General features: G+C 70.0%; 26 protein-coding genes. 12 read left to right on the plus strand and 14 right to left on the minus strand.

The window, feature by feature from the left end; translation table 11 throughout:
* Positions 1–80: 80 nt before the first annotated feature.
* The 3 genes from DEU35_RS05020 to DEU35_RS05030 are packed head-to-tail and all read right to left on the minus strand — an operon-like array spanning position 81 to position 3,234.
* The gene (locus DEU35_RS05020; protein ID WP_116238756.1) at positions 81–1,427 is read right to left on the minus strand and encodes an extracellular solute-binding protein; all 1,347 of its coding nucleotides are present in this window, start codon (positions 1,425–1,427) and stop codon (positions 81–83) included.
* A gap of 26 nt (positions 1,428–1,453) precedes the next feature.
* A complete protein-coding gene (locus DEU35_RS05025; RefSeq protein WP_115916057.1) occupies positions 1,454–2,290 on the minus strand; it encodes a carbohydrate ABC transporter permease in 837 nt (278 codons plus the stop codon).
* Entirely contained in the window at positions 2,290–3,234 is a 945-nt protein-coding gene (locus DEU35_RS05030) for a carbohydrate ABC transporter permease (RefSeq protein ID WP_116238757.1), read from the minus strand. Before DEU35_RS05030 ends, DEU35_RS05025 begins: the two co-directional genes overlap by 1 nt.
* Before the next feature lie 160 nt (positions 3,235–3,394).
* Here DEU35_RS05030 and DEU35_RS05035 point away from each other — a divergent pair, with 160 nt between their 5' ends.
* Positions 3,395–4,231: an inositol monophosphatase family protein gene (locus DEU35_RS05035; RefSeq protein WP_116238758.1), complete on the plus strand. Its 837-nt coding sequence runs from the start codon at positions 3,395–3,397 to the stop codon at positions 4,229–4,231.
* A gap of 49 nt (positions 4,232–4,280) precedes the next feature.
* Here DEU35_RS05035 and DEU35_RS05040 read toward each other — a convergent pair whose 3' ends face one another.
* Both DEU35_RS05040 and DEU35_RS05045 read right to left on the minus strand, forming a co-directional pair.
* A complete protein-coding gene (locus tag DEU35_RS05040; RefSeq protein ID WP_116238759.1) occupies positions 4,281–4,937 on the minus strand; it encodes a heme utilization protein in 657 nt (218 codons plus the stop codon).
* Positions 4,938–5,042: 105 nt separating this feature from the next.
* Positions 5,043–6,113, minus strand: coding sequence for a LacI family DNA-binding transcriptional regulator (locus tag DEU35_RS05045; RefSeq protein ID WP_116238760.1), 1,071 nt, complete (start codon positions 6,111–6,113; stop codon positions 5,043–5,045).
* 98 nt (positions 6,114–6,211) lie between these two features.
* On the opposite strand from DEU35_RS05045, the gene DEU35_RS05050 reads away from it, so the two are divergent.
* Both DEU35_RS05050 and DEU35_RS05055 read left to right on the plus strand, forming a co-directional pair.
* Positions 6,212–6,703, plus strand: a complete 492-nt coding sequence (locus DEU35_RS05050) for a transporter substrate-binding domain-containing protein (RefSeq protein WP_115916062.1) — start codon at positions 6,212–6,214, stop codon at positions 6,701–6,703.
* Entirely contained in the window at positions 6,700–7,686 is a 987-nt protein-coding gene (locus DEU35_RS05055) for a cation diffusion facilitator family transporter (RefSeq protein WP_116238761.1), read from the plus strand. Before DEU35_RS05050 ends, DEU35_RS05055 begins: the two co-directional genes overlap by 4 nt.
* Here DEU35_RS05055 and DEU35_RS05060 read toward each other — a convergent pair.
* Together DEU35_RS05060 and DEU35_RS05065 are read right to left on the minus strand one after the other, a co-directional pair.
* On the minus strand, positions 7,670–8,635 hold the full coding sequence (locus tag DEU35_RS05060; RefSeq protein WP_116238762.1) for a DNA topoisomerase IB: 966 nt from the start codon (positions 8,633–8,635) through the stop codon (positions 7,670–7,672). The genes DEU35_RS05055 and DEU35_RS05060 overlap by 17 nt on opposite strands.
* A 4-nt stretch (positions 8,636–8,639) precedes the next feature.
* Complete coding sequence (locus DEU35_RS05065) at positions 8,640–8,909, minus strand: Rho termination factor N-terminal domain-containing protein (protein ID WP_103206929.1); 270 nt, start codon at positions 8,907–8,909, stop codon at positions 8,640–8,642.
* A 246-nt stretch (positions 8,910–9,155) separates the two neighbouring features.
* Here DEU35_RS05065 and DEU35_RS05070 point away from each other — a divergent pair, with 246 nt between their 5' ends.
* Positions 9,156–10,001, plus strand: a complete 846-nt coding sequence (locus DEU35_RS05070) for a DUF4097 family beta strand repeat-containing protein (protein ID WP_103206930.1) — start codon at positions 9,156–9,158, stop codon at positions 9,999–10,001.
* Complete coding sequence (locus tag DEU35_RS05075; protein WP_103206931.1) at positions 10,001–10,606, plus strand: PadR family transcriptional regulator; 606 nt, start codon at positions 10,001–10,003, stop codon at positions 10,604–10,606. The genes DEU35_RS05070 and DEU35_RS05075 overlap by 1 nt, the downstream gene beginning before the upstream one ends.
* Positions 10,607–10,610: 4 nt before the next feature.
* On the opposite strand, the gene DEU35_RS05080 is transcribed toward DEU35_RS05075, so the two are convergent.
* Positions 10,611–11,126, minus strand: a complete 516-nt coding sequence (locus tag DEU35_RS05080; RefSeq protein ID WP_103206932.1) for a universal stress protein — start codon at positions 11,124–11,126, stop codon at positions 10,611–10,613.
* Positions 11,127–11,286: 160 nt separating this feature from the next.
* Here DEU35_RS05080 and DEU35_RS05085 point away from each other — a divergent pair, with 160 nt between their 5' ends.
* From DEU35_RS05085 to DEU35_RS05095, 3 genes are all read left to right on the plus strand, one after another.
* Positions 11,287–11,469 carry a DUF3073 domain-containing protein gene (locus DEU35_RS05085; protein WP_056225789.1) on the plus strand — a complete coding sequence of 61 codons (183 nt, stop codon included), beginning with the start codon at positions 11,287–11,289 and terminating at the stop codon, positions 11,467–11,469.
* 263 nt (positions 11,470–11,732) lie between these two features.
* Complete coding sequence (locus DEU35_RS05090) at positions 11,733–12,509, plus strand: hypothetical protein (protein ID WP_116238763.1); 777 nt, start codon at positions 11,733–11,735, stop codon at positions 12,507–12,509.
* 82 nt (positions 12,510–12,591) lie between these two features.
* Positions 12,592–13,344, plus strand: coding sequence for a L,D-transpeptidase family protein (locus DEU35_RS05095; RefSeq protein WP_116238764.1), 753 nt, complete (start codon positions 12,592–12,594; stop codon positions 13,342–13,344).
* Positions 13,345–13,377: 33 nt separating this feature from the next.
* Here DEU35_RS05095 and DEU35_RS05100 read toward each other — a convergent pair whose 3' ends face one another.
* From DEU35_RS05100 to DEU35_RS05115, 4 genes are all read right to left on the minus strand, one after another.
* The gene (locus DEU35_RS05100; protein ID WP_116238765.1) at positions 13,378–14,595 is read right to left on the minus strand and encodes a CynX/NimT family MFS transporter; all 1,218 of its coding nucleotides are present in this window, start codon (positions 14,593–14,595) and stop codon (positions 13,378–13,380) included.
* Positions 14,592–16,067, minus strand: a complete 1,476-nt coding sequence (purF, locus tag DEU35_RS05105) for an amidophosphoribosyltransferase (RefSeq protein WP_103206936.1) — start codon at positions 16,065–16,067, stop codon at positions 14,592–14,594. The genes DEU35_RS05100 and purF overlap by 4 nt, the downstream gene beginning before the upstream one ends.
* 6 nt (positions 16,068–16,073) lie before the next feature.
* Positions 16,074–17,216, minus strand: coding sequence for a phosphoribosylformylglycinamidine cyclo-ligase (purM, locus tag DEU35_RS05110; protein ID WP_116238766.1), 1,143 nt, complete (start codon positions 17,214–17,216; stop codon positions 16,074–16,076).
* Between the two features lie 177 nt (positions 17,217–17,393).
* A complete protein-coding gene (locus DEU35_RS05115) occupies positions 17,394–18,245 on the minus strand; it encodes an endonuclease domain-containing protein (protein WP_116238767.1) in 852 nt (283 codons plus the stop codon).
* A 273-nt stretch (positions 18,246–18,518) separates the two neighbouring features.
* On the opposite strand from DEU35_RS05115, the gene DEU35_RS05120 reads away from it, so the two are divergent.
* Positions 18,519–19,130, plus strand: coding sequence for a zinc-binding alcohol dehydrogenase (locus tag DEU35_RS05120; protein WP_116238768.1), 612 nt, complete (start codon positions 18,519–18,521; stop codon positions 19,128–19,130).
* A gap of 15 nt (positions 19,131–19,145) precedes the next feature.
* On the opposite strand, the gene DEU35_RS05125 is transcribed toward DEU35_RS05120, so the two are convergent.
* Positions 19,146–19,481, minus strand: a complete 336-nt coding sequence (locus DEU35_RS05125) for a potassium transporter Trk (protein ID WP_116238769.1) — start codon at positions 19,479–19,481, stop codon at positions 19,146–19,148.
* A gap of 64 nt (positions 19,482–19,545) precedes the next feature.
* The gene (locus tag DEU35_RS05130) at positions 19,546–20,508 is read right to left on the minus strand and encodes a LacI family DNA-binding transcriptional regulator (RefSeq protein WP_103206941.1); all 963 of its coding nucleotides are present in this window, start codon (positions 20,506–20,508) and stop codon (positions 19,546–19,548) included.
* 146 nt (positions 20,509–20,654) lie between these two features.
* On the opposite strand from DEU35_RS05130, the gene DEU35_RS05135 reads away from it, so the two are divergent.
* From DEU35_RS05135 to DEU35_RS05145, 3 genes are read left to right on the plus strand one after another with little or no spacing between them, the layout of a single operon-like run.
* Entirely contained in the window at positions 20,655–22,142 is a 1,488-nt protein-coding gene (locus tag DEU35_RS05135; RefSeq protein WP_116238770.1) for a mannitol dehydrogenase family protein, read from the plus strand.
* Positions 22,143–22,184: 42 nt separating this feature from the next.
* Positions 22,185–23,189: an L-idonate 5-dehydrogenase gene (locus DEU35_RS05140; protein ID WP_116238771.1), complete on the plus strand. Its 1,005-nt coding sequence runs from the start codon at positions 22,185–22,187 to the stop codon at positions 23,187–23,189.
* Positions 23,190–23,224: 35 nt separating this feature from the next.
* The gene (locus DEU35_RS05145; RefSeq protein ID WP_103206944.1) at positions 23,225–24,625 is read left to right on the plus strand and encodes an MFS transporter; all 1,401 of its coding nucleotides are present in this window, start codon (positions 23,225–23,227) and stop codon (positions 24,623–24,625) included.
* Positions 24,626–24,699: the final 74 nt, after the last annotated feature.

Here is a 24,699-nt window from a genome sequence, read left to right on the forward strand (position 1 = left end):
GATCCTCTCAGCCCGTCGTCGCGACCGCCCGCGCTCCCGGCCGCCTTGACAGACCGGGAGCGCGAGCGGAAGCTCCCGGCTCAGCCCGCCGCCGTGTTGTACGCGGTGATCTGCGACGCCGCCTTCGTCTCGGCATCCGACATGGTCGAGGTCACGTCGGCACCCTCGGCGACCTGGGTGAACGCCCCGATGACGGTCGATCGCAGCGAGGGGAAAGCGCCCGTGCGGCAGCCCGCCGCGGCGTTCGACGCCGGCGTGTTCGCGAGCTGGTCGACCATGGCCTTGACGTTCGGGTCGGCGAGCGAGGCCGCGCCGGCCGCGGTGGAGGCCGCCCCCGTGTTCGATGCGAGGTACCCGGTGGCATTCGCCCACGCCGCCTGCACCTCGGCCGAGTGCAGGAAGCTCACGAAGGCATAGGCCGCCCGCTGCTGCGCGTCGGAGTGTCCGTCACCCGAGATCCAGAGCGCGTTGCCGCCGATGACCACACCCGCGTCGTCGGACTCGGCGGTGGAAGGGAAGGCAGCGACCGTCGACGCGGTCTTCTTCGGATCGGCCGTCGTGTAGGCGCCCGTCGAGGTGAGCATGATGCCCACCTTGCCGCTCGCGAAGGCGGAGACCATCGCGCTGTTGTCGGTGCCGGGGTTGAGCATCGAGCCGTCCTGGAACAGCTTCTGCAGTCGCTGCATGAAGCCCACCTGCGTCGGCGAGGTGAGCTGCAGTCCGCTGACGCGGTCGGAGCCGCGACCGTTGTCGGGGGTGCAGAAGTCCACCCCGCCCGCGGCCGACATCTGCTCGATCATCCACGAGTCCGACATGTTCATCGTCAGGCCCGAGGCACCCGTCGCCGCGTGGATCCTCTCGGCCCACGAGGCCACCTCGGCGAGCGTGCGCGGCGGGGAGTCGGGGTTCAGCCCCGAGCGTGTCACGAGGTCGCGGTCGAGGTACATCACCGGCTGCGACACCGCGAACGGCATGGCGGCGAGCCCGCCCGCGCCGTCGCCGTAGTACGCGCTGACCGCCGGGGGGAAGCTGTCGAGAGAGAACGAGGTGTCGGTCGCGGTGAAGGTCGACAGGGGGACGGTCTTCTTCGAATCGACCATGAAGCCCGTCGAGATGTCGTTCATCATCAGCACGTCGGGCGTCGTGCCCGACTGCACGGCGGCGGTGTACTTCGTCTGGGCGTCGGCGTACGACCCCTGGAACGAGGACTCGACGGTGATCTCGCCGTCGTGATCGCTGTTGAACTGCGACACGAGGGCGTCGAGCTCGGTGGCCGCCGGTCCGCTCATCTCGTGCCAGAACTGCAGGGTCACGGGGCCGGACTCGGCTCCGGGGGAGGATCCGGATGCCGTGCACCCGGCGAGGGCGAGGAGGAGGACGGCTCCCGCGGCAGTCGCCGCGATCGTGGTGCGGGGGCGCAGAGACATGGGCTCGGGTTTCTTTCTGTCGGGTCTTATTTGAGAGCGCCGGCGGTGATCCCGCCGGCGAGGAAGCGCTGCGCGAGCAGCACGAGGACGAGAACCGGAAGGGTGACCATGGCCGCGCCGGCGAGCACGACGCCGACGTCGGCCGCCTCGGCACTGGAGAGCTGGGCGATACCGACCTGCACCGTGCGGTTCTCGGGCGAGTTGGTCACCAGCAACGGCCAGAAGAACCCGTTCCACGCGGCGGTCGCGCTCACGAGGGTCACCGAGATGAGCGTCGGCTGCACGATCGGCAGCAGCATCGACCGGATGAAGCGGACGTGCCCCGCACCGTCGAGGAGGGCGGCGTCGCGCAGCTCCCCCGGGAAGCTGAGGAACGCCTGCCGGAACAGGAAGATGCTCAGCGCCGAGGCGAGGAACGGCAGGAACACCGCCGGCAGGGTGTCGATCAGCCGCCACGACGAGATCGTCAGATAGTTCGCGATGAGGATCGTCTCGCCCGGCACCATCATGCTCGACAGGATCAGCAGGAAGAGGGCACGCGTGCCCCGCAGCCCGCAGAAGACGAGAGCGTAGGCGGTGGCGATGCCGATCGCGACCTGGAAGAAGGTCTGCACCAGCGTCACCACGACGCTGTTGAGGAACTGGTGTCCGAGCGGGATGACCTGGGTGGCGCGGATCACATTGTCGAGCGTCAGGTGGATGGGCAGAAGACCCTCGAGGCCCTCGTCGAGCCAGGCGGTCGGCGTGAGCGCGCCCTCGAAGACGTAGTAGAGCGGGAAGCACACCACGATCACCGCCACGACGAGCCAGACGTAGAGAAGGGTGCTCCGCAGACGCGCGCGGACGGACAGCGGCCGCGCCATCAGTAGTTCACTCGCTTCTCGAGGACGCCGAACTGGACGAGCGAGAGGCCGAGCACGAGCAGGAACAGCACGACGCCCACTGCCGCGGCGATGCCGAAGTTGGCGCTCCCCGCCCCGAACGCCGCCTGATAGATCGTGTAGACCAGCGTCGTCGTCGAGTTCGCCGGGCCGCCGCCGGTGAGGATCTGGATCTGCCCGAACGTCGTGAGCGCCTCGACGGCACCGGTGACCACGATGAAGAACAGGGTCGGCGTGATCAGCGGCAGAGAGATCGACCAGAGCGTGCGGAGGGGACCCGCCCCGTCGAGGTGGGCCGCCTCGATCACGTCGGGATCGATCGCGCCGAAGGCCCCGAGCAGCAGCAGCACGGTGAATCCGAGAGATCCCCACACGGTGACGGCGATCACGCTCGGCATGGCCCACTGGGTGCTGGTCAGCCACGGCACCGGCGTGCCCCCGAAGCGCGCGATCACGGAGTTGACCAGCCCGCCGGCCGGAGCGAGCATCGCGGCGAAGGCGACCGAGGCCACCGAGACCGAGGCCACGAGGGGCGAGGTCAGCAGGGCGCGGAAGACGCGGATGCCGCGGAGCTTCGCCGTCAACGGGATGACGATGAGCAGCCCGACGACGATGCGACCGACCACGACCGCGACGCAGAACACGGCCGTCCGCCACAGCGTGTCGCCGAACTGGGGATCGGTGAAGATCGTCGCGAAGTTCTTCGTCCCCACGAACCCGGCGGCCTGGCCGAAGATGTCGGTTCCCTGGGTGCTGAGCCAGACGACCCGGCCGAGGGGAAAGAAGACGAAGACGGCGAAGACCGCGAGCGCCGGAACCATCAGAGCGGCACCCACGCGTCGGTCGGCGCGCCGCCAGGCCAGGGTCGAAGCCGGCCGACGACGGTCGGCGAGCGTCGGCCGGCGGTCGAGTGTCGAGAGCGACATCGGCTACCTTTCCGTCATAGGGAACGTTCCCTTTTTTGATGACGGACTCACTCTGCGACACCGCGAGAGACGAGGTCAAGGCGACCGGCGAGCGGTCGCCGAGCGTTCACGCGGCGTTCACGAGCACCTGAATCAATCCCCCTGACCCCCGAGGAGAACCATGACCACGCACCCCTCCCCCTCCCCCGACGACCTTCGCGCCCTGGCCGAGAGGGCCGCGAGATCCGCCGCGCCGGCACTGCTCGCCGCGTTCCGCTCCGACATGAGCGTGTCGTTCAAGCGCGACGTGCACGACGTCGTGACGATCCACGACAGAGCGGCCGAGGCCACCATCGCCGGGATCCTCCAGGACGGCGCACCCGACTCGGTGATCCTGGGCGAAGAGACCGGCAGCTCGGGCGACGCACCCCTGCGATGGATCATCGACCCGATCGACGGCACCGCCAACTTCGCGCGCGGTCTCGCCTACTGGTGCATCTCGATCGCCGCCGAGCTCGACGGCGAGGTCGTCGCGGGCGTCGTGTTCGACCCCGTCGCAGACAACATGTTCTCGGCCGGCAGGGAGCACGCCCACGTGAACGGGGTCCCGATGCGATCGGCGTCCGGCCCCGCCGAACTCTCCACCCTGCTCACGAGCTTTCCCGGACAGCACGACGTCGACCTCCTGGGCGAGGGCGCCTTCGACCTGCTCGCCGAGATCACGCGCACGTACCAGCACCACCACAGCACCGGCAGCGGGGCACTGAACCTCGCGCACGTCGCGGCCGGATGGGCGGACGCCACGATGGGCTTCGATACCCACCCCTGGGACGTGGCCGCCGGAGCCCACATCCTCGAACGGGCCGGTGGCACGTACACGGGCTTCCGCTCCGGCGTCGAGGTCGCTCGCGCCCAGGAGAGCCTCGACTACGTCGCGGAGGGAGCGGGCGGAGAGCACGGAGTGCTCATTCGACGCCTGCGCGCCCTGTCCGGGCAGTGGATGCCGGCCGGGCAGTGAGAGCGTCCGGATGCCGCGACCGTGCGGCATCCGGACACGTCCGAGCGGCCTACGCCCCGGCGAGATTCCAGGTGCGCACGTGCTCCCACGTCATCGTCTGCCACCAGCGTCCCGACCAATCGGGACTCGAGGTGCGGTACATCACCACCGTGCCTCCCGGGAAGCCGCCGGGGACGGGAACGTCGAGCTCTCGGATGAACTCCCCCACCTCTTCGTACAGGTCGGGACGCACGTACAGGTCGTGCGACGCGAGCGAGAGGTGTCCGCGGTAGAGCTCCGGGACGAAGTCGTTGGGCAGGGGGTTGTTCATCGGCGCACGGAACGGGGCGACCGTCGCCTCGATGTCGCGAGCCAGACTCACCAGGTCGTCGTTCACCGAGCCGTCGGGGTTCTCACTCACGTCGTAGACGTAGCCCCGACCCTGCGCGCGGACGCCGGCGTTGTGCACGGTGAGGGCCGGGCGACCGTCGAGCAGCTCGGTGAGCGCGTCGACGACAGCGGGCTCCGAGAATCCGAACGGCTGACTGCCCACGAGGGTGGCGTGCGGGGGGAACGCGCCCGCGGAGAGCAAGCCGTACTGCGCGCGCAGTTGGTCGGTCACCGTGGTCACCGCGCGGCAGGTCTTCGCGTCGGGACGCAGGTAGATGCCGTAGCGGAAGGGATCGCTGTCGTCTCGGGGCAGCTTGTGGGCGATGTGGTCGTTCATGCGGACTCTCCGTGATGCCGATAGGGAACGTTCCCTATTCTCCGCGGAACGGTCGCGCGACGGTCGACGTCACGGCATCCGGTGGGTGAACGGACGGTGACGACGTCAGAGGGCGGCGGCCGTACGCCCGGGGACCAGTTCTCCGTCGATCGCGTGGTGCGTCACCGTGGTGGCGAGTCCATCGATCTGATCGACGACCGCGTCGACCGACAGTCGGCCGATCGTCCGCAGCGGCTGGCGCCACGACGTCAGACCCAGCAGTGACGTCATGAACGGCGTGACGCCGTCGTAACCCGTCACCGACATCTCCGAGGGCACGGCGACCCCGCGCACGCGCAGCGCCTCGAGGGCCGCCACCGCCCACGCGTCGCTCGGCGCCATGAAGGCGGTGACCCCGCCGGCCCCGAGGACGCCCGCGACGATCGCGTCGGCCCCGTCGAAGCCCGGTCCGGCATCGTCACCGCTCAGAGTGACGACGTCGACGCCGCGCTCCCGCAGGCGCTCGGCCATCGCGTGCGTGCGCCGCGACTGGGTGATCGACGAGACCGGGGTGAAGGTCATCACCGCGACCCTGCGATGCCCGAGGTCGGCCACGTGATCGGCGAGGGCGCGACCACCGCCCACCTCGTCGCAGTACACGCTGCTGATCGTCGGGTCCTCCTCCGGGCGCCCCGCGACGACCGCGGGGATACGCCGCGCGAAGGGCGTGATGTCCTCGACGGGGAGCGCGCCGCTGCAGACGATCAGTCCCTCCACCCGCAGCGCGACGAGTGTCTCGAGGGCGCGGCGCTCGTCGTCCACGGAAAAGGATCCCGCCCCGGTCGCGGTGACGACCCGGTACCCGCGAGCAGCCGCCTGCTCCTGGAACGCGGTCAGCAGGTGACCGTAGAACGGCGTCGCGGCGTCACGGACGAAGACGCCGAGGGTGTGGCTCCGGTGAGCCGACATCCCCCGCGCGTGCGCGTTGGCGACGTAACCGAGCTCCGTCGCCGCCCGCCGGACGCGGTCGACGGTGTGCGCGGCGACCCCGGACGCCCCGGAGAGCGCCCGCGAGACCACCGACTTCGACACCCCCGCGGCCGCCGCCACATCGTGGATGGTGGGGGCGGCTCCGGCCTGGCGGGGCGTAGCGGCACGGGCCGATCGGCGATCGACATCGGGGGTCTTGTCTCGCACGCCCTCACGCTATCGGTAGAGCCCCCCGTGCCCACTTCGCAACCCCCGCGACGACGACGGGCCGTTGCGGACAGGATTCCGGCGACGAAGGGAGAGCCATGCGAAAGCTGCTGCCGGCCACGATTGCTGCGGCGGTCACCGTGCTGATGCTCGCGGGCTGCGGCATCCGGATCCCCTCCGATCCCGACGGAACGCTCGACGCGGTCGAGGGCGGCGTGCTGCGGGCGGGGGTCTCCCCCAACGGCGAGTGGGTGCGAGGGGACGAGGGCGAACCGACCGGGATCGAGATCGACGCCCTGACGGCGTTCGCGCGATCGCTCGACGCCGACGTCGAGTGGACGGTGGGTTCGGAGGAGTCGCTCGTGCGCGGCCTCGAGGAGGGCGACCTCGACGTCGTCGCCGGGGGCCTCACCGAGAAGACGCCGTGGACGAGCAAGGCCGGCGTGACCCGCCCCTACGCCGAGGCGCCGCTCGAGGACGGGTCGACAGTGAAGCTCGTCATGCTCGTGCCGCTCGGTGAGAACGCCTTCGTGTCGAGGCTCGAGACCTTCCTCATCGACGAGGCCGAGGCCCGGGGGATCGCACCGTGAGCGGCGAAGAAGTCCGCTTCGGCCAGACGCGGCTGCCCGATCGGCAGGCAGATGCGCTCCACCGAGCCGTCCGGCTCGAGTGGGTCACGATCGGCTTCCTCGTCATCACGGCCACGCTCGTGTTCCTCGTTCTAGGCAATTCGCAGGCGATGAAGGCGGCGTGGGCCGAAGACCTGTTGTCGTTCATCCCGCCCCTCGCCTTCCTCGTCGCCGTGCGTCTCGCGCGACGCCGCCCCACCCGCCGCCACCCCTACGGCTTTCACCGTTCCGTGGCCGTCGGCCACCTCGTCGCGGCCGTCGCGTTGACCGGCATGGGGGCTTTCCTCATCGTCGACTCCGGTATCGGCTTGGTCACCGCGGAGCATCCCACCATCGGAACCGTCGAGATCTTCGGGGTGACGATGTGGCTCGGGTGGCTCATGATCGCGGTGATGGCCGTGACCGCGATCCCGCCCGTCATCGTCGGTCGGCTCAAGATCGGTCTCGCCCGCGAGCTGCACGACAAGGTGCTCTACGCCGACGCCGACATGAACAAGGCCGATTGGATGACCTCCGCCGGAACCATCGTGGGAGTGCTGGGTATCGGGATAGGCCTGTGGTGGATGGATGCCGCGGCCGCCATCTTCATCTCGCTCAGCATCGTGCACGACGGCGTGAGCAACCTGCGCGCGGCCGTCGTCGATCTCATGGATGCGCGCGCGACGACCTTCGACGACAAGCGCCCCCACCCGCTGGCCGAGCGGGTCGATCAGTACCTCGCGGGACTCCCCTGGGTGTCGGCGGCGGGGACGCGCGTGCGCGATCAGGGCCATGTGTTCCACATCGAGGCCTTCGTCGTGCCGCGCAAAACGCGCCTGTCGCTCGATGACATCGAGCGCGCGCGCGAAGGCTGTGTCGCCCTGGACTGGAAGGTGCAGGACGTGGTGATCGTCCCCGTGCCGGAGCTGCCCTCGGTCGTCGAGCCGGTCACTCACCCAGGATGAGCCGCCTGATGGCGGCATCCTTCGACCCGCCCAGATCCATCGTGCGCCCCCTGCGGTACAGCGAGAACACGCGCGGATCGATATAGCTCGCCTTCGCGACCGCGGGGGTGTTGCCCAGCGCTTCGGCCGTGGCGCGGACCGCCGCGACCTCCGCCCTCTTGCGCTCGTTCTTCCCGCCCGTGGCACCCACCATGGCGAGCGACTCGGCCGCGAGGATCGTGCCGCGCAGCGTCCGGAAGTCCTTGGCACTGAACGGCCCGCCCGTGAGCGAGCGCACATAGCCGTTCACGTCGCCGGGAGTGAGCGGAACGCGCCGGCGCCCGCGCGTGTAGCTCAGTAGCGCGGCACGCGATCGCCCCCGGGCGAGCTCGTCGACGATGGATGCCAACTCCGCATCGCGCAGCGAGAGCTCGGCGCGCTTGCCGCTCTTCGCGGGGAACGACAGGCGGATCAGGTCACCCTCGACCGTGGCATCCCGTCTCTGCAGGGTCGTGAGGCCCCGACTGCCGTTGGTGACGAAGTAACGGGCATTGCCGACGCGCGGAGCGACGAGGTCGAGGAAGCGGAACGACACCGCCAGCACTCGTTCGCGATCCGCTTCGGCCCGGCGGAGCGACTGCGTCACCCGCGATCGCGCTCGGGGCAGCGACTCGGCGAGCTGGAGCGCCCGGGCGAACTTGCCCCTGTCCCGACGCTTCGACCAGTCCGCGTGGTAGGTGTACTGGCGGCGTCCGGCTTCGTCCGTTCCGACGGCCTGGATATGCGCGTTCGGCTCGCGTGCGATCCACACCTCGCGCCACGCGGGAGGGATGACCAGACCCCGGGCACGCTCGGCGTCGCGCTCGGGGACGGACGCACCCGTGTGATCGACGAAACGAAACCCCGAACCGGAGCGCACCCGGCGGTAACCGGGGTCTTCGTAGGGGCGGACGCGGACGAGTCGGGCCATCGCGTCAGTGGGTGCGGAGCATGTCGATGAGCTCCGCCTTCTTCTTGCCGGAGTAGCCGGTCAGACCGAGCTCCTTCGCGCGACTCCTCAGCTCGGCGACAGTGCGGTCTTCGTAGTTCTCGGCGTGACCGCCCTTCTCTCCGACCTTCTCGCGCCCCTGAGCGGCGGCGGCGTTCGAGATGCGCGCGGCCTTCTCTTTCGAGTCGCCCTGCTTACGCAGTTCCTCGTACAGGTCGGGGTCTTTCAGACTGCGGGAACCTTGCCCTTGCGGCACGACCTTCTCCTTCCGTCGGGGAATCCCGACGCTACGACCGCGCATCGCGTCGAGGGAGGGATTGACAACGCTCGGTGGCGACCGGCGCTCGTCGCCCCCGCCGTCGCGTGAGCCATCGACGACACGGCGACACCGAGCCACGCGTGCGGTTCGGCCGTACGAACCCCACCTCCCGGGGTTGACGAACTCGCGATATATCGCGATACTCCCTCTAACGCGATATATCGCGAGTGAGGAGAACCCGCCATGGAGAAATGGATCGTCCACCCCGGCGAGACGCGCGTCATCGACATCGATTCGCTGCGTGAGCTGAAGGTCGGCCTCGTCGGCGGACAGGTCGACGTCATCGCGCACGACGAGCCCGATGCCCGCATCGAGGTGCACGGCGTCACCGTCAAAGACCTGCGGATCGAGATGGTCGACGGCCGTCTCGAGATCGACCACCCACAGCTGCGGTGGGACAACTTTCTCGAGGTGTTCCGCAACTTCGGCTCGGGCGGCCCTAAGGCCGAGGTCAGTGTCGCCGTACCGCGCACGGTCGCCCTCACCCTCGGCGTCGTCAGCGCGAGCGCTCTCGTCTCGGGTCTGCGCACCGATGTGCGGCTCAACACCGTGTCGGGCGACATCATCGTCGACGGCCTCCGCGGCGACATCGACCTCAACGCCGTATCGGGGGATGTGCAGGTGCGCGAACTCGAAGGCGCCCTCAGCGCGAACAGCGTCTCGGGTGACGTCGCGGCCACCGGCCGCATCACGAAGGCATCGATCGACACCGTGTCGGGTGCCATGCTCGTCGACTCGACGGGCGCGACCCAGGCGATCTCGCTCAACTCCGTCAGCGGCACGGCGACGATCCGCCTCGACCGGTCGCTCCCCGCCAACTACGTCTCGCGATCGGTGAGCGGCCGCGTTCAGATCGACGGCCAGGTGCGCTCCGGCAAGGGACCCACCAATTACACCGGGTCGACGGGCGCCCTCGCGGGCTCGTTCGTCGACGTGCGCGCCAATACCGTCTCGGGCGAGATCACCGTGCTGCGCCGCGGCATCTCGGGCCTGCGTCCCGAGGAACTCGCCGGAGAGGAGGAGTGGTGATGAGCCCCGTCTTCTCGCACGGCGATCTGCGCCTGTACATCCTCAGCCTGCTCGAGGAGGCCCCGCGCCACGGGTACGACCTCATGCAGGCCCTCTCGGAGCGAACGGGCGGCACCTACTCCCCATCAGCCGGCACCATCTACCCCCGGCTCTCGAAGCTCGAGGACGAGGGGTTGGTCACCAAGACCGTCGACGGCCGCAAGACCGTCTACGAGATCACGGATGCCGGCCGCGCCGAAGTCGCGGCACGCACGAGCGACCTCGAGGGCATTCAGGCCGGGCTCGCCGACAGCGTGCGACTGATCGCCGATGAGGTGCGTGGCAGTGTGCGCGACGCCATGCGCAGCCTCCGCGCCGACCTCGCCGCTGCCTCTCGGGAGGAGCGCGAGCACGCCCAGGCGACTCCGGCGGACGACGCGCGGTCCCGCAGCCGCGAACAGCTCTCTCGCGCCGATGCCGCGATCAACGAGTTCCGCGGGCGCGTGCGCTCCGAACTGCGCTCGCACGTGGCGCGCGGCGGGGAGCTCGCGGCATCCGGAGTCGACGACATCGAGGCCGCGCTGCTCCACGCCACCGAAGCGGTCGCGCGGGCGATGCGCACCTAGAGCGTCACTCCCACGGCAGCTCCTCCTCGGCGCCGACCGGTTCTCCCTGCGGGACGACGAGAACCGGTCGGCGCTGCCGGTGGCTCAGGCGCGCGGCTACGGAGCCGGTGAGGAACTCGCGCAGGGATTCACCCAGGCCGCGCTTGCGCGTCCCGACGACGATGAGCGACGCGTCGATCTCGTCGGCGAGCTGAATCAGGGCCAGCGCCGGATCTCCGATGATCTGGCGTGCCGTCCACGTGACGGTGCTTCCGGCCAGAGCCTCGGCCGTCATGCGGCGCACCTCGTCGAGAGCGGCCTTCGCGGCGTCCCCCGCCACGTCGACGGTGGACGAGTGCACATAGCCGTCGGGATCCTCGAAGGCCACGAAACGGGTGGTGTCGACGTGAGCGACGACGAGCTCCGCGCGCGCAAGGGCTGCATAGTGGGCCGCCTCGCGCACGATCCTGGCGGACTGACCGGGCACGACGCCCGCGATCACCTTTCCGCGACCGGTACGCGGGCGGGGCTGATCGGACATGACGGCTCCTCTCGACGACGGCACCCCCGGCGGCCGCCGCTCGACGGCTCGGCCGGAAGGTGCCGTGATATCCTGGCTGTTACTCTTACCGGCTCGGTCCGGAACCGCAATACGCAGGGCCCACAGTCGGCCCTCGACGTCGATCGTGAGGGGGTCTCGCATGGGGCGTGGCCGTCAGAAGGCGAAGAACACCAAGATCGCCCGTGAGCTGAAGTACGACACCTATTCGGTGAACTACTCCGCTCTCGAGCGCGAACTGGGTGCACCCGCTCCGGGTGAAGACGCGTACGTCGACAAGTGGGCCGACCAGTACAGCGACGAATACGACAACGAGAAGGCCTGACGCCTTCCCGCTCGTTTCCGTACCGCGCGAAACCGCGCACCACGGCCCTGTGGTCGCCACTCCCACGAGGGGGCGGCCTGTTCGAGGTGCAGATCGATCTGCAAACCGTTTTGTACCGCTTCATTCCATTTCGTGGGTTTGACACCCTCCTGTCGCTATGATGCGGAGGGTGCTCCGACTGCTCTGCAATCGGGGTGCTCTTCCCGTTGATGGCATCCACCCTTCCATCGGGTGCCGCCACTGCACAGAACAGGGACACTCCCATGTCGACGACTACACCTCGCACGCGTTCGCGACGTGAGCGCTCCGCCTCGATCCTCATCGCCGGTTTGCTGACGGCGCTCCTGACGCTCGGAGGAGCGGTTTCCGCCCAGGCCCGCCCCGACCCGGGGCTCGCTTCCAGCTCCGCAACGGTGACCCCCGGCGGCACGATCACGCTCACCGCCTCGGGATTCCCGGAGGGCGGCAGCCTGGAGTTCACCATCGACGACATCACCCCGCTGACGACGTATCCCGTCACGGGCAGCGCCGTGGAAGCGGACGGCAGCGGCCAATACAAAGGCACGGCACGTATCCCCGCCGGCCTTTCAACCGGCGCGCACAGAATTGCCGTCACGCACCCAGCAGACAACTCGGGGGCCTTCACTGAGATCACCGTCGTCGCCCCGCCCGCGTCGTCGGTAACGCCGACCACCCAGCCGCTGTCGGATTATCTGAAGAACGGTGTCACCGCGACCTTCGCCGGTTTCACACCGGGCGCCACGGTCGCTTTCGGCATCTCGACACCCGGTACGGGCGACCAGGCCGGTCCCGATGCCGTCGCCGACGCGACCGGCACCGTCACTCTTCACTACGTTCCCGAAGTCGGCACCAACTACGCCAACGCGGGCACCTACAACCTCAGCGCATCCACCGAAGCGGGCGCCATCCAGGCCGCGCCGGTCAGCTTCACAGTGACCGCGGATGCCACGACCCCGGCTCCCGTGCCCGTTGCGGGCCCGGCGACCCCGGTCAAGCGTGCCGCGACCTTCACCGGCTGATCGATAAGGCTTGTCCGACGCCGGGCCGGGACGTTCGTTCCGGCCCGGCGTTCCCGTTTCCACCCACCCTGAGGAGTTCCCGGTGCTCAGCCGCACGACCGCATCCGTCAGCGTCGGAGCCGTGGCGCTCCTGTCCAGCCTCCTGCTCGCCGGATGCTCTCCCGCCGCGACGCCGGACGCGGCCCCCTCCGCAATCGCCGAGACGCAGCCGACAGCCGATTCGACGCCGGCGGCGAGCACCCCGGCGGCGACCGCCACCTCGGCCACGGCGACGGGCGCGACACTCGACGTCTACGATGAGCCCGGCGGCAGCGTGACAGCCACCCTGCGGAACCCGCAGGAGTCCGGCGCGCCCCTGACGCTTCTCGTGGCCGCCACACGGGGAGACTGGCTGCAGGTGCACCTCGCTCAACGCCCCAACGGCAGCACGGGATGGGTCAAGGCCGATGCCGTTCTTCAGCACAGCCTTGAGTACAGCCTCGACGCCTCCACCGAGGACAACACCCTGACGCTGCTGAAGAATGGCCACCCGGTGAAGACTTTCCGCGCCGCCACCGGTACCGGCGGGACCCCGACCCCGCACGGCGCGTTCTTTCTCACCGAGCTGCTCCAGCCCACCAACGAGGGATACGGCCCCTACGCCTTCGGCTTGTCGGCGTTCTCCGACGTGCTCTCGAGCTTCGGCGGCGGTCCCGGCCAGATCGGTCTGCACGGCACCGACGATGCCGACAGCATCGGCCGATCAGCCAGCCACGGCTGCATCCGGCTCTCCAACACCGACATCACCGAACTCGCGAGCCTCCTGCCGCTGGGCACCCCCGTCACCATCCGATGACGACGGATCCCGCCGACCGGGGCGAACATTCCTCTACCAGCGGAGCCCCGTGCGGCGTTCCCACGCCTCTTCGACGCTCTCGCGGCGCCTCATGACGATCGCAGCCGGCACGACGAGCACCAGCGCGACGCCGATCAGCACGAGCCCCGCGGTCCATCCACCGGTGAGCTCGTGGGTCACCCCGATCGCCAGGGGCATGAGCGCGGCGAACCCGTACCCCACGCTCTGCACGAAGCCGCTGAGCGCGACTGTGGTCTCGTGCGAGCGGGTACGCAGCCCGAACAGCACCAGCGCCAGCGGGAACATCAGCGGCGGGGTGCCGACCAGCACCACCCACAGCACCGTCGCCGCCGAAGGGGCCACCAGCAACCCGATGACCCCCGCCAGCCCGCCCCCGACGGCAACCACGTAGAACGGGGTCGTGCGGCCCCGTCGAGACACGAGCAGGGGGACGAGGAGCGACACCGGCAGCCCCATGAACGAGAAGAGGGCGAGCAGTCCACCGGCTTCCGCGGCATCCACTCCGGCGACGTCGATGAGCAGGGGCGGCATCCACGCGAACATGGCGTAGGCGACCGAGGAGTTGACGCCGAACGTGACGACGAGCGCCCACGTCTGCGGCACGCGCACGATCCGCGCCAGCACGTCGGCGCGCGGCTCGTCGACCGCATCGCGCCGCGACACCCGCGCCCGCAGGCTCAATGCGACCCACGGCGCGACAGCGGCGAGGGCCACGACGGCCCAGGTCACGAACGAACCGCGCCACCCCACCGCGTCGGCCAGGGGCACGGCCACGAGCGGGGGCGTGAAGGTGGCGACCGCCATCGCCGTGCTGTAGACGGTCGTCATGAGACCGATGCGCTCGGGAAAGTACTTCTTCACCACGGTCGGGATCAGGACGTTCGCCACGCCCACCGCGGCGAACACCCCCGCCGTCGCGCCCAGCAGCGACCACGCGTCGACCGCGGCCGCGCGGAGGCCGAGCATCGCCGCGGCGGTGACCGCAGCGATCAGCACGGAACGCTCGAGGCCGAGACGACGCTCGATCGCCGGGGTGACCATGCCGGCGAGCGCGAACGCCACCGGCGGTGCCATGCCGATCAGTCCCACGACGGCCGCGGGGAGGGGGAAGTCCTCGCCGATGCGCGTCAGCAGCGGAGAGAGCGACGCGACCGCGATCCGCAGCGTGAGCGCGAGCAGCACGATCGCCGCCGCGGCGAGCGCGATGGTTCCCGCCCGACGGCGGGTCAAGACTCCTGGCTGCCCTCGACCCAGGCGAGGTACTCGTCCGACACGGTGCCCGTGACGTAACGCCCGTCGAAGCAGCTCATGTCGAGGTCGACCAGGTCGGTGCCCTCCATGATGGCCGCCTTGAGGTCGTCGACCTCCTGGTACACGAGGTAGTCGCAGCCGAGCTCTTCCGCGATCTCGGGGATCGTACGGCCGTGCGCGACGAGCTCGTGACGCGAGGGCATGTTGATGCCGTACACGTGGGGATAGCGCACCGGCGGGGCGGCCGAGGCGAACGTGACGCTCTTGGCTCCGGCATCCCGAGCCATCTGGATGATCTCGCGGCTCGTCGTGCCGCGCACGATCGAATCGTCGACCAGCAGCACGTTCTTGCCCTGGAACTCGGTCGACATGGCGTTGAGCTTCTGACGCACGCTCTTCTTGCGCACCGCCTGTCCCGGCATGATGAACGTCCGGCCGACGTAGCGGTTCTTGTAGAAGCCCTCGCGGTACTCGATGCCCAGCTTGCGGGCCACCTGCATCGCGGCAGGACGGGCGGAGTCGGGGATCGGCATGACCACGTCGATGGCCCCCGCGGGCGTGTACTTCGCGACGGTGTCGGCCAGACGCTCGCCCATGCGCAGGCGCGTCTCGTACACCGAGACGCCGTTCATGACCGAGTCGGGACGGGCGAGGTAGACGTACTCGAACGAGCAGGGCGCAAGCACGGTGCTCTTCGCGCACTGCTGCGCGTGAAGCGTGCCGTCGAGGGTGATGAACACGGCCTCGCCCGGCTCGACGTCGCGCACGATCTCGAAGCCGGCGTTCTCGAGCACGAGCGACTCGGACGCCACGATGTACTCGTCGCGGGGCTCTCCCCCAGGCACCTCGGGCGCGGGACGCTTGCCGAGGATGAGCGGGCGGATGCCGAACGGGTCGCGGAACGCGAGCAGGCCATAGCCCGCGATGAGGGCGATCGACGCGTACGAGCCCTCGACCCGCTCGTGCACGCGGCCGACCGCGCGGAAGACCTGCGCGGGGTCGAGGTCGGGGCCGGTGATCTCGGACTGCAGCTCGGAGCCGAGGATGTTCACGAGCAGCTCGGTGTCGCTGCTGGTGTTGAGGTGGCGGCGATCCTTATGGAACAGCTCGGTCGTCAGCTCGCGCGTGTTCGTGAGGTTGCCGTTGTGCACGAGCACGATGCCGTAGGGCGCGTTGACGTAGAAGGGCTGCGCCTCTTCTTCGTTCGACGCGGTGCCCTTGGTGGCGTAGCGCACGTGGCCCAGACCGATGTCGCCGAGCAGGGCGCGCATGTCGCGCGTGCGGAAGGCCTCGCGCACCTGTCCGCGGGCCTTGTGGATGTGGAAGACGCCGCTGGACTCGGCCGTGGCCATGCCCGTGGAGTCCTGCCCTCGGTGCTGGAGGAGCAGGAGCGCGTCGTAGATCTCCTGATTGACCGGGCCCTGCCCGGCCATGCCGACGATGCCGCACATGGGGTGTCAGACCGCTCCGTTCGCCGGGTGCCCGGCATCCGCGTAGGTTCCGACCAGGCGCACGGCCCCTCCGTCGACGCCCTTCGCTCCCTGTTCGTACTCGCCCTCGGGGCGAGCGCCCTCGCGGACGACGCCGACCTGCCAGGTGGCGATGCCATCGGCCTGCAGCGCGGCGGTCGCGGCATCCGCGATCTCGGGCGAGACGATGGCGAGGAAGCCGATGCCGAGGTTCCACGTGCCCTCGGTCGCCGTGAGCTCGAGTCCACCCATGTCGGCGAGGACGCGGAACACCGGCGCGGGGCTCCACGTCGAACGGTCCACATCGACCCAGCTCTGCTGCGGGAGCACGCGCGCGAGGTTCGCGGCGATACCGCCGCCCGTCACGTGGCTGAGCGAGTGGATGCCACTGCCCACCGCTGCGTCGTCGAGCAGACGCAGCAGCGGCGAGGTGTACAGGCGCGTGGGCTCGAGCAGCGCTTCGCCCCACGTGCTACCGAGCTCCGCGGAGGCCGCGCCGTAGGCGATCCCCGCGCCGGTGATGATGTGGCGCACGAGCGAGTAGCCGTTGGAGTGCAGGCCGCTCGAGGCGAGGGCCAGCACCACGTCTCCCGCGCGGACGCGGTCGGCACCGAGCACGCGATCGGCCTCGACGACACCGGTCGCCGCTCCCGCGACGTCGTAGTCGTCGATGCCGAGCAGACCCGGGTGCTCGGCGGTCTCGCCGCCGACGAGCGCGGTGCCGGTCATGGCGCAACCGCGCGCGATGCCCGCGACGATGTCGGCGATGCGCGGGGGCACGACCTTGCCGCACGCGATGTAGTCGGTCATGAAGAGGGGACGTGCACCGACCACGACGATGTCGTCGACGACCATGCCGACGAGGTCTTCACCGATGGTGTCGTGCTTGTCGATGGCCTGCGCGATCGCGACCTTCGTACCGACACCGTCGGTGCTGGTCGCGAGCAGGGGGCGCGCGTAGTCGCGGAGCGCGGAGGCGTCGAAGAGACCGGCGAAACCGCCCACCCCACCGAGCACCTCGGGCCCGTGCGTACGACGCACGGCCGACTTCATCAGTTCGACGGCGAGATCTCCGGCGGCGGTATCGACGCCTGCGGCGGAGTATGGGTTTTCGTGGGGAGCGGAAGCCACCGCAACAGACTACCCGGGGCGGACACGCGCGGGCACCGCACCCCGCGTGACCCTTTCAGAACACAGGGGAGCGTCCCTGGGCGGGGGAAGGGAGGAGATTCCGTGACGGGAGGACCTCGAGACGCGCACCCGCCCTCCCTTCGCGGGTTCTCCTCCCGACGCCCCGCCCGCGGCACCTCAGCGAGTTCGATGCAGCCCCTGCGCGATGGCGTGGACGACGAGCTGCTGCACGGAGGGCCAGTCCGCGACCACCTGCCGGTAGCCGACGCGGATGACGTGATAGCCGTTGAGCATCAGCCGAGCGTCGTGCCGGATGTCGGCCTCTCTCTGTGCGCCCACGTGGTGAGCACCGTCGACCTGAACCACAAGTCGTTCTCCGATCAGCAGATCGACGCGATGACCGAGGATCCACGCTTGCGGCGTGAGGCGCTCCCCCAGCCATCGCAGCCGGACGATGAGGAAGGTCTCCAGACCCGAGTCGGCGAGAGGAGTGGCGAGGTCCGCGAGCGCCCTGCCTCGGCCTGTCAGCCGGTACCGCCGCATCTCGTCCAGCGTCACGAGCTTCTTGTTCAGCGCCGAGTCCCAGACGGCGAGGGCCTGCTCCGTCGGCAGGCATCTGCTGACGACGCCCAGGATGTTGACGACACCATCGATGAGATCCTCGGGATGCCGCGGCATCAGCGGCGTGCACCGGTGCACGCGAGTGCCCTCTGCCACCGTGATGCGACCCGCGTGGGGAGGGGCGGCGACATGCACCTCCTCGTGTTTCAGCACCCACAGCCCCAGCCGGTGGGCGGCCGTGCTGCACGTCAGCACCACACCGCTGCGTGCCGCCGCGACGAGGAACGCGTCGGCTTCGGGCAGCGCGAGCCACCGGCGACGGATACGGAGAACGGCGCCCGCGCGAACGGCCGCCCCGACGGTACCGGCGGAGAAACCCTCCCGTTGCACACGGGCGGAGGCCGCCAGCCCGCCGAGAGCACGAAGGCGAGTGACGAGCCCATCGAGGCGGAGCGCGGAATCGACCATCGCGCCATCGTGCCCGGTCGGCGACGTGCGATCGGCGGATCGCGCGACGCGCTGTGGACAACGGGGATGTGGAGGAAGCACGAGCACGCGCACCGGGGCTGACGACGGGAGGAGATTCAGCGACGGGAGGACGGACCGGGCGCCTGGCATCCTCCCGTCCGGAGTTCTCCTCCCGCGACCCTCCCGCGGCACGCGCACCGGGCCACCCGCGACGCACCCCCGGCCCGACGCAAGACCCACCCCCACGTCGCTCCCGCTCCCTACAATGGCGCCATGACGGGCGGTCAGCCGGAGTGGGTGATCCGCGAGGACGCGGCGCAATCGGTGCTCGTCGCGCTCTACCTGCGCCAGGTCCTCGGCATCCGGTCTCCCGACGAGCTACCCGCCCTGCGGCGCGTGCCGCCCCCGTGGGTGGATGAGCGGACGGATGCCGCGCACGCGCAGCTCGAACGCGAGTGGCGCGAGTACTGGGCGATGACGGTGGAGCCCCAGGCGCACCCCTCGCCCGTGCCCCTCGAACTGATCGACGGTTTCGAGACGCTCGTCACCCTGCCGGTCGAGGGCTCGGAGACCCTGCGCGCAGCCATCGGCGCGCACGCCGACGACGCCGTCGACTTCGCGCGGCTCGCGAACGATCGCTATACGCGCGAGGCCGCCGCCCGGCCCGGGGTCTCGTACCGCGCGTATGCGAGCGCGATCGCCGCGCACGAGCGGGCCGTGGGGCGACGCGCTCACTCGTTCGAGCTGAACGTGCAGGTGCTTCCGCTGGCTCAGCGAGGCGTGTGGTGGATCGGCTCGCTCACCGTGGCGGTGACCGACGGCCTGCGCGGCGACGTCGCAGCCTTCGACACCGCGATCCACCCGATCATCGCCGAACTGGCCTGATCGACGAGCTGCGCGTCAGATGCCGTGCTGCTCGTGCTCGACGGTGACCTGGCGAGTACGACCGCCGACGGTGCGCTCGAAGATCAGGGCGACGATCGCCCCCACCGCGACGCCCAGCACGACGAAGATCAGGGCCGTGAACCCGAAGACCTGCATCTGCGAGTAGACGACCTGCGTGTACGGGCTGATGTCGGAACCGTCGATGAAGACGGTGAGCAGAAGGGCGATCAGGATGCCGGCGAACGCCCCGGCCCCCAGGAACACGCCGTACTTCGGGGCGCGACGAACCGTCAGCGTCTGTCGCTCTTCGCTCGAGGAAGACGGTCGTTCGGGGGCGGGCTGCTCGGCCATACGACCATTGTCCCACCGCTGGCGGATCGGCGGGGCGGGAATGCGCGGGCGTCGAGATACCGGATCAGCCGGCGGGCGGAGCGGTGGACCGGCGGACGATGAGCTCGGAGGGGAGCACGGTGTCGGCGATCGGCGCCGACCCGGCCATGGACTGCAGCAGCAGGTCGACGGCGAGCGCTCCGGAGCGGGCGATGGGCATGCGCACCGTCGTCAGGCTGGGCGTGACCGCACCGGCGAGGTCGATGTCGTCGATCCCGACGATGCTGACGTCGTCGGGGCACGCGCGCCCGAGCTCGGCCATCCCGGCCTCGAGGCCCAGAGCCACGAGGTCGTTGTACGCGATCACGGCGGTGGCCCCGGTCGCGACGGCGGCCGCCGAGGCCGCTCGACCACCCTGAATCGATGCGGCGTTGTGGCTGAGGCGCGAGAGCCGGATGCCGAAGCGCCGGCAGGCCCGCTCGACGGCACCGGCGCGCTGCTCGTCCGCCCACGAGCCGTGCGGGCCCGAGGCGTAGGCGATGTGGGAGTGACCGAGCGCGGAGAGATGCTCGACAGCCTGGACGGGTCCGCGCTCCGCGTCCATGACGACGCAGACCGCTCCGTCGAGCACACGGTTGACGACGACGTGCGGAGTGTCGCCGACGAGTGCGAGAACGTCGCGCTCGGGAAGGCGCGGTGAGCAGAGGAGGACTCCGTCGGTGCGCGCGGCGAGTTCGATGCTCTCGCGCTCGCGGCGGAGATCCTCGTCGGCGTCGAACAGCACGATGCGGTGACGACCGTGCCACGCCTGCGCCTGGATGGCCTTGAGCAGCGTCGCGTATACGGGGTTGGCGGCATCCGGGACGATCACCGCGATCGTGCGGGTGGCGACGGTCGCCTGCGGCGCCGTGTACCCCAGCTCGACGGCGGCGCGGCGAACGCGGTCGAGGGTGGCGGGGGCCAGGCGATCGGGCTCGCCGAACGCGCGCGACGCGGTCGCGATCGAGACGCCCGCGTGCTTGGCCACCTCGGTGAGATTCGCCGCCATGTTCACCCCTGTCCGTGACGTTCCATCATCGCGCATCCGTCGATGTAAACACTTGACAAGTTTGTACAAAGCTTGAAAACTGCTTACATGCTGATCATCGACGATCTCCCCCGGTCGACCACCGCCGCGCCGTCGGGAACCCGCTCATGAGCGCACGGCTGCAGCGCGGCACCGCGAACGCGACCGTCACCCCGGGCGGAGCCGGCATCCTGCACCTGGGCCTCGGAAGCTTCCACCGCGCCCACCAAGCGGTCTACACCGCGGCCGCCCTGCGTGCCGAAGGCGGGGACTGGGGCATCGTCGGGGTCGCCTCGCGCTCGCACCGTGTCGTCGACGCTCTGCACGCCCAAGACCACCTGTACGCCGTCGCCACGATCTCACCCGAGGGCACGTCGCTGGTCGTCCCCGGCGTGCACACCGACTCGTACGTCGCCGCCGACGAGCCGGCCCGGGTCGTGGACGACCTCGCCGATCCGCGGATCCGCATCGCGACGCTGACCGTCACCGAGAACGGCTACAGCTACTCCAACGCCACCCAGCACCTCGACGTCACCGACCCGATCGTGGCGAGCGATCTGCGCGGGGGCGACCCGCGCTCGACCACCGGGCAGCTCGCTCGCGGGCTCCAGCGCCGCGCCGCCGCGGGCGGTGCGCCGATCTCGATCCTCAGCTGCGACAACCTGCTCTCGAACGGATCGCACACCGAGAAGCTCGTGCGCGACTTCGTGCGGGAGCTTCCGGATGCCGAGGGCGCCGACGTCCTCGCCTACCTCGACCGGGCCGTGACCTTCCCCTCGAGCATGGTCGACCGCATCGTCCCCTCGACGACGCCGGAGCTCACCGAGCGCGTCACCGCCCTGCTGGGCGCGCGCGACGACATCCCCGTGCCCGCCGAGCCGTTCACGATGTGGGCGATCGAAGACCGCTTCGCCGGGGGACGTCCCGCCTGGGAGGCCGGCGGCGCCGTCTTCACCGACGAGGTGGGCGCCTTCGAGCAGCTGAAGGTGCGGCTGCTCAACGGCACGCACTCCCTCATCGCGTACCTGGGTGCGTTGCGCGGGGCAGCGACCATCCCGGATGCCATCTCTTTGCCCGACGTGGAGTCCGCCGCAGCGGCCATCCTGCGCCAGGAGTACGAGCCCTCGGTGACGGCACCGGCGGGCGTCGACATCGCACAGTACGAACGCGACCTGTTCTCGCGCTGGGGCAACAGCGCCCTCGGACACCGCACCAGCCAGGTGGGTTCGGACGGTTCGGTCAAGCTCGGACAGCGCATCCCCGGACCTGTGCTCCACGCGCTCGAGAACGGCGTCTTCCCCCACCTCATCGCCCTCACCGTGGCGGCCTACCTCGCCTGCGTCGCCCCTCCCGCGGGATTCGACCCGGGCCCGCACGCGGCCGCGATGACCGACCCGGCGCGCGAACGGCTGACCGCCGTCGCCACCCGCGATGGACGCGACCTCGCCGCTCGGGCGATCGTCGACCTGCAGCTCTTCGGCGAAGAGCTCGCCCACCGCACCGCCTTCGTCGACCGCGTCGGCGACCTCCTCGACACGATCGTCACGCGCGGCGTCGACCGCGCCATCGCCGACAGCCTGTCGGCATCCGACGCTCTGGCACCGACCACCCACTGACCACCCGGCGCCCCTCGGGCGCTTCGACACGAAGGAGACGCGATGAAGCTTCTCGCGATCCACGCTGCGGAGGAGATCCGCTGGGAAGACCGACCGGACCCCGAACCCGGCGAGGGCGAAGTGCGCCTCCGCGTGCGCTATGTCGGAATCTGCGGATCCGACCTGCACTACTACTTCCACGGCAAGAACGGCGAGTACGCCGTCCGGGAACCCTTGACCCCCGGACACGAGCTCTCGGCGGTCGTCGATCTCGACCCCTCGGGACGACTCGCCCCCGGGACGCCCGTGACGGTCCACCCCGCGCGTTTCGGCCCGTCGACGCCCGGCCTCGAAGAGCGTCCGCACCTGCGCGCGGGCGGCGACTACCTGGGCAGTGCCGCAGGGTTCCCCCACCGCCAGGGCGGGGCCGCCGAGCTCCTCGTCGTCGAAGAGCACATGATCCGGGTGCTCGCCGAGGGACTGCCGCTCCAGCGCGCCGCGCTCGCCGAGCCCCTCGCGGTCGCCCTCCACGCGGTGGGCCTCGCGGGAGACCTCACCGGAAAGCGCGCCCTCGTCATCGGCGCCGGTCCCATCGGGCTGCTCACGATCGCGGCCGCCGTCCACGCGGGAGCCTCGGTCGTCGGTGCGAGCGACGTGCGGCCCGAGCCCCTGGAACGTGCCCGGGAGCTCGGCGCGACCGAGACCTTCCTCGTGGGCACCGACGCGATCGATCCCGAGTCCGTCGACGTGGTCTTCGAGTGCTCCGGTGTCGGCGTGGCCCTGACCCAGGCCGTCCGTGCCGCCCGCCGAGCGGGCACCGTCGTCCAGGTCGGCATGCTCCCCGACGCCGAGATCGGCGTGAACCTCGCGCCGATGCTCGGCAAAGAGCTGACCCTGCGCGGCGCGTTCCGCTTCTCGACCGAAATCGACGACGCGATCGCCCTGCTGGCCTCCAGCACCGCCCTCGACGCGGTCGTCTCGCACGTCGTCCCCGCCTCCGACGCCGCGAGCGCGCTCGCCACGGCGCGGGACTCCTCTGCATCCGCCAAGGTCCTTCTCTCCCTCTGACACCCGACACATCATCACTACGAAGGAGTAATCCGATGAGCAGCTCTTCCGCCCCCGGCGTCGACGCCTCGACGCCGCCGCCCGTCGCCAAACGATCCGTCGGCGACCTCGCCCGCGCCGCGGTGTCGGGCTGGCTCGGCACCGCGCTGGAGTTCATGGACTTCCAGCTCTACTCGCTGGCCGCCGCCCTCGTCTTCAGCCAGATCTTCTTCGCCGGCGGCGACGCGGCCATGGCGGTCGTGCTGGCGATGGCGACCTACGGCGTGGGATACGTGGCCCGCCCGGTCGGTGCGTTCTTCTTCGCCCGTATCGGCGACAAGATCGGCCGCAAGCAGGTGCTGTTCTACACGATCCTGCTGATGGGCGCGGCGACCACGCTCATCGGCGTGCTGCCCACGTACGAGCAGGTCGGCATCCTCGCCCCGATCCTGCTGGTGGTCCTCCGCCTCGCGCAGGGCTTCGGTGCGGGAGCGGAGATCTCGGGCGCGGGCGTCATGCTCGCCGAATACGCGCCCGACAACCGTCGCGGAATCGTCGCCTCGCTCGTCGCGCTCGGCACCAACTGCGGAACGCTCTTCGCCTCGGGCATCTGGGCGATCCTGCTCGCCGTGATGATGGAGAGCGACGTCATCGCGTGGGGCTGGCGCATCCCCTTCATCGGCAGCGCCGTCATCATGCTCTTCGCCCTGTGGGTGCGTTTCAACCTCAAGGAGAGCCCCGTCTTCGAGGAGCGCACCGACGTCGTCGACGGAAAGGCGCTCTCGCGCGCCGAGCTGCACAAGGTCGCCACCGAGACGAACGACATCCGCACCCTCGAGTCGCTGCAGAAGAAGCCGCTGAAGGCCGTCCTCGTGTCGTTCCTGCTGCGCTTCGGTCAGGCCGGAAACTCCGGCATCGTGCAGACCTACCTCATCTCGTTCATCACGATCACCCTCGCGATCTCGAAAGAGGTCGGTCCCGAGATCGTCATCGTCTCGTCGCTGATCGGGTTCATCACGATCCCCCTCGTCGGTTTCCTCGGCGACAGGTTCGGCCGTCGCCGGATGTACATCGTGATGTCGGCGCTGTCGCTGCTGCTCATCGTTCCGACGCTGCTGCTGATCAACTCGCGCGAAGTGGGAGCGATCTTCGTCGGATACGCACTCATCCACAACATCTCGGTGCTGGGGCTGGCCTCGATGGAGAACATCTCGATCCCCGAGATCTTCGGCGCACGCAACCGCTACACGCTCACCGCCGTCGTCCGCGAGATCGCGGCCATCGTCGCCACGGGCATCGGTCCGGTCGTCGCCGCCGCGTGGGTGGCCGCGGCCACCGGCAGCATCGTGCCGGTCATGGTGCTCATGGGCGTCTTCACCGCCTCGGCACTGGTCGCCGCGATCGTCGCCCCCGAGTGGACCGGGCGCGATCTGCGCGATCCCCGTCCCGCGATGTGAACCCGCGGGGCGCTTCGCCCCGCACCCCGGGCGGGCTCGTGACGGCGAGTCCGCCCGGCATCCCGCTTCGTCGG

It is taken from the genome of Microbacterium sp. AG157, assembly GCF_003385695.1.
GTDB lineage: Bacteria > Actinomycetota > Actinomycetes > Actinomycetales > Microbacteriaceae > Microbacterium > Microbacterium testaceum.

Coding starts and splice junctions, on each gene's coding strand:
- DEU35_RS05020 (WP_116238756.1), bottom strand. CDS start 1,427: ATGTCTCTGCGCCCCCGCACCACGATCGCGGCGACTGCCGCGGGAGCC.
- DEU35_RS05040 (WP_116238759.1), bottom strand. CDS start 4,937: ATGAACGACCACATCGCCCACAAGCTGCCCCGAGACGACAGCGATCCC.
- DEU35_RS05115 (WP_116238767.1), bottom strand. CDS start 18,245: ATGGTCGATTCCGCGCTCCGCCTCGATGGGCTCGTCACTCGCCTTCGT.
- DEU35_RS05075 (WP_103206931.1), top strand. CDS start 10,001: ATGAGCCCCGTCTTCTCGCACGGCGATCTGCGCCTGTACATCCTCAGC.
- DEU35_RS05085 (WP_056225789.1), top strand. CDS start 11,287: ATGGGGCGTGGCCGTCAGAAGGCGAAGAACACCAAGATCGCCCGTGAG.
- DEU35_RS05030 (WP_116238757.1), bottom strand. CDS start 3,234: ATGTCGCTCTCGACACTCGACCGCCGGCCGACGCTCGCCGACCGTCGT.
- DEU35_RS05145 (WP_103206944.1), top strand. CDS start 23,225: ATGAGCAGCTCTTCCGCCCCCGGCGTCGACGCCTCGACGCCGCCGCCC.
- DEU35_RS05060 (WP_116238762.1), bottom strand. CDS start 8,635: ATGGCCCGACTCGTCCGCGTCCGCCCCTACGAAGACCCCGGTTACCGC.
- DEU35_RS05120 (WP_116238768.1), top strand. CDS start 18,519: ATGACGGGCGGTCAGCCGGAGTGGGTGATCCGCGAGGACGCGGCGCAA.
- DEU35_RS05140 (WP_116238771.1), top strand. CDS start 22,185: ATGAAGCTTCTCGCGATCCACGCTGCGGAGGAGATCCGCTGGGAAGAC.
- DEU35_RS05050 (WP_115916062.1), top strand. CDS start 6,212: ATGCGAAAGCTGCTGCCGGCCACGATTGCTGCGGCGGTCACCGTGCTG.
- DEU35_RS05090 (WP_116238763.1), top strand. CDS start 11,733: ATGTCGACGACTACACCTCGCACGCGTTCGCGACGTGAGCGCTCCGCC.
- DEU35_RS05135 (WP_116238770.1), top strand. CDS start 20,655: ATGAGCGCACGGCTGCAGCGCGGCACCGCGAACGCGACCGTCACCCCG.
- DEU35_RS05025 (WP_115916057.1), bottom strand. CDS start 2,290: ATGGCGCGGCCGCTGTCCGTCCGCGCGCGTCTGCGGAGCACCCTTCTC.
- DEU35_RS05070 (WP_103206930.1), top strand. CDS start 9,156: ATGGAGAAATGGATCGTCCACCCCGGCGAGACGCGCGTCATCGACATC.
- DEU35_RS05035 (WP_116238758.1), top strand. CDS start 3,395: ATGACCACGCACCCCTCCCCCTCCCCCGACGACCTTCGCGCCCTGGCC.
- DEU35_RS05125 (WP_116238769.1), bottom strand. CDS start 19,481: ATGGCCGAGCAGCCCGCCCCCGAACGACCGTCTTCCTCGAGCGAAGAG.
- DEU35_RS05080 (WP_103206932.1), bottom strand. CDS start 11,126: ATGTCCGATCAGCCCCGCCCGCGTACCGGTCGCGGAAAGGTGATCGCG.
- DEU35_RS05130 (WP_103206941.1), bottom strand. CDS start 20,508: ATGGCGGCGAATCTCACCGAGGTGGCCAAGCACGCGGGCGTCTCGATC.
- purF (WP_103206936.1), bottom strand. CDS start 16,067: ATGTGCGGCATCGTCGGCATGGCCGGGCAGGGCCCGGTCAATCAGGAG.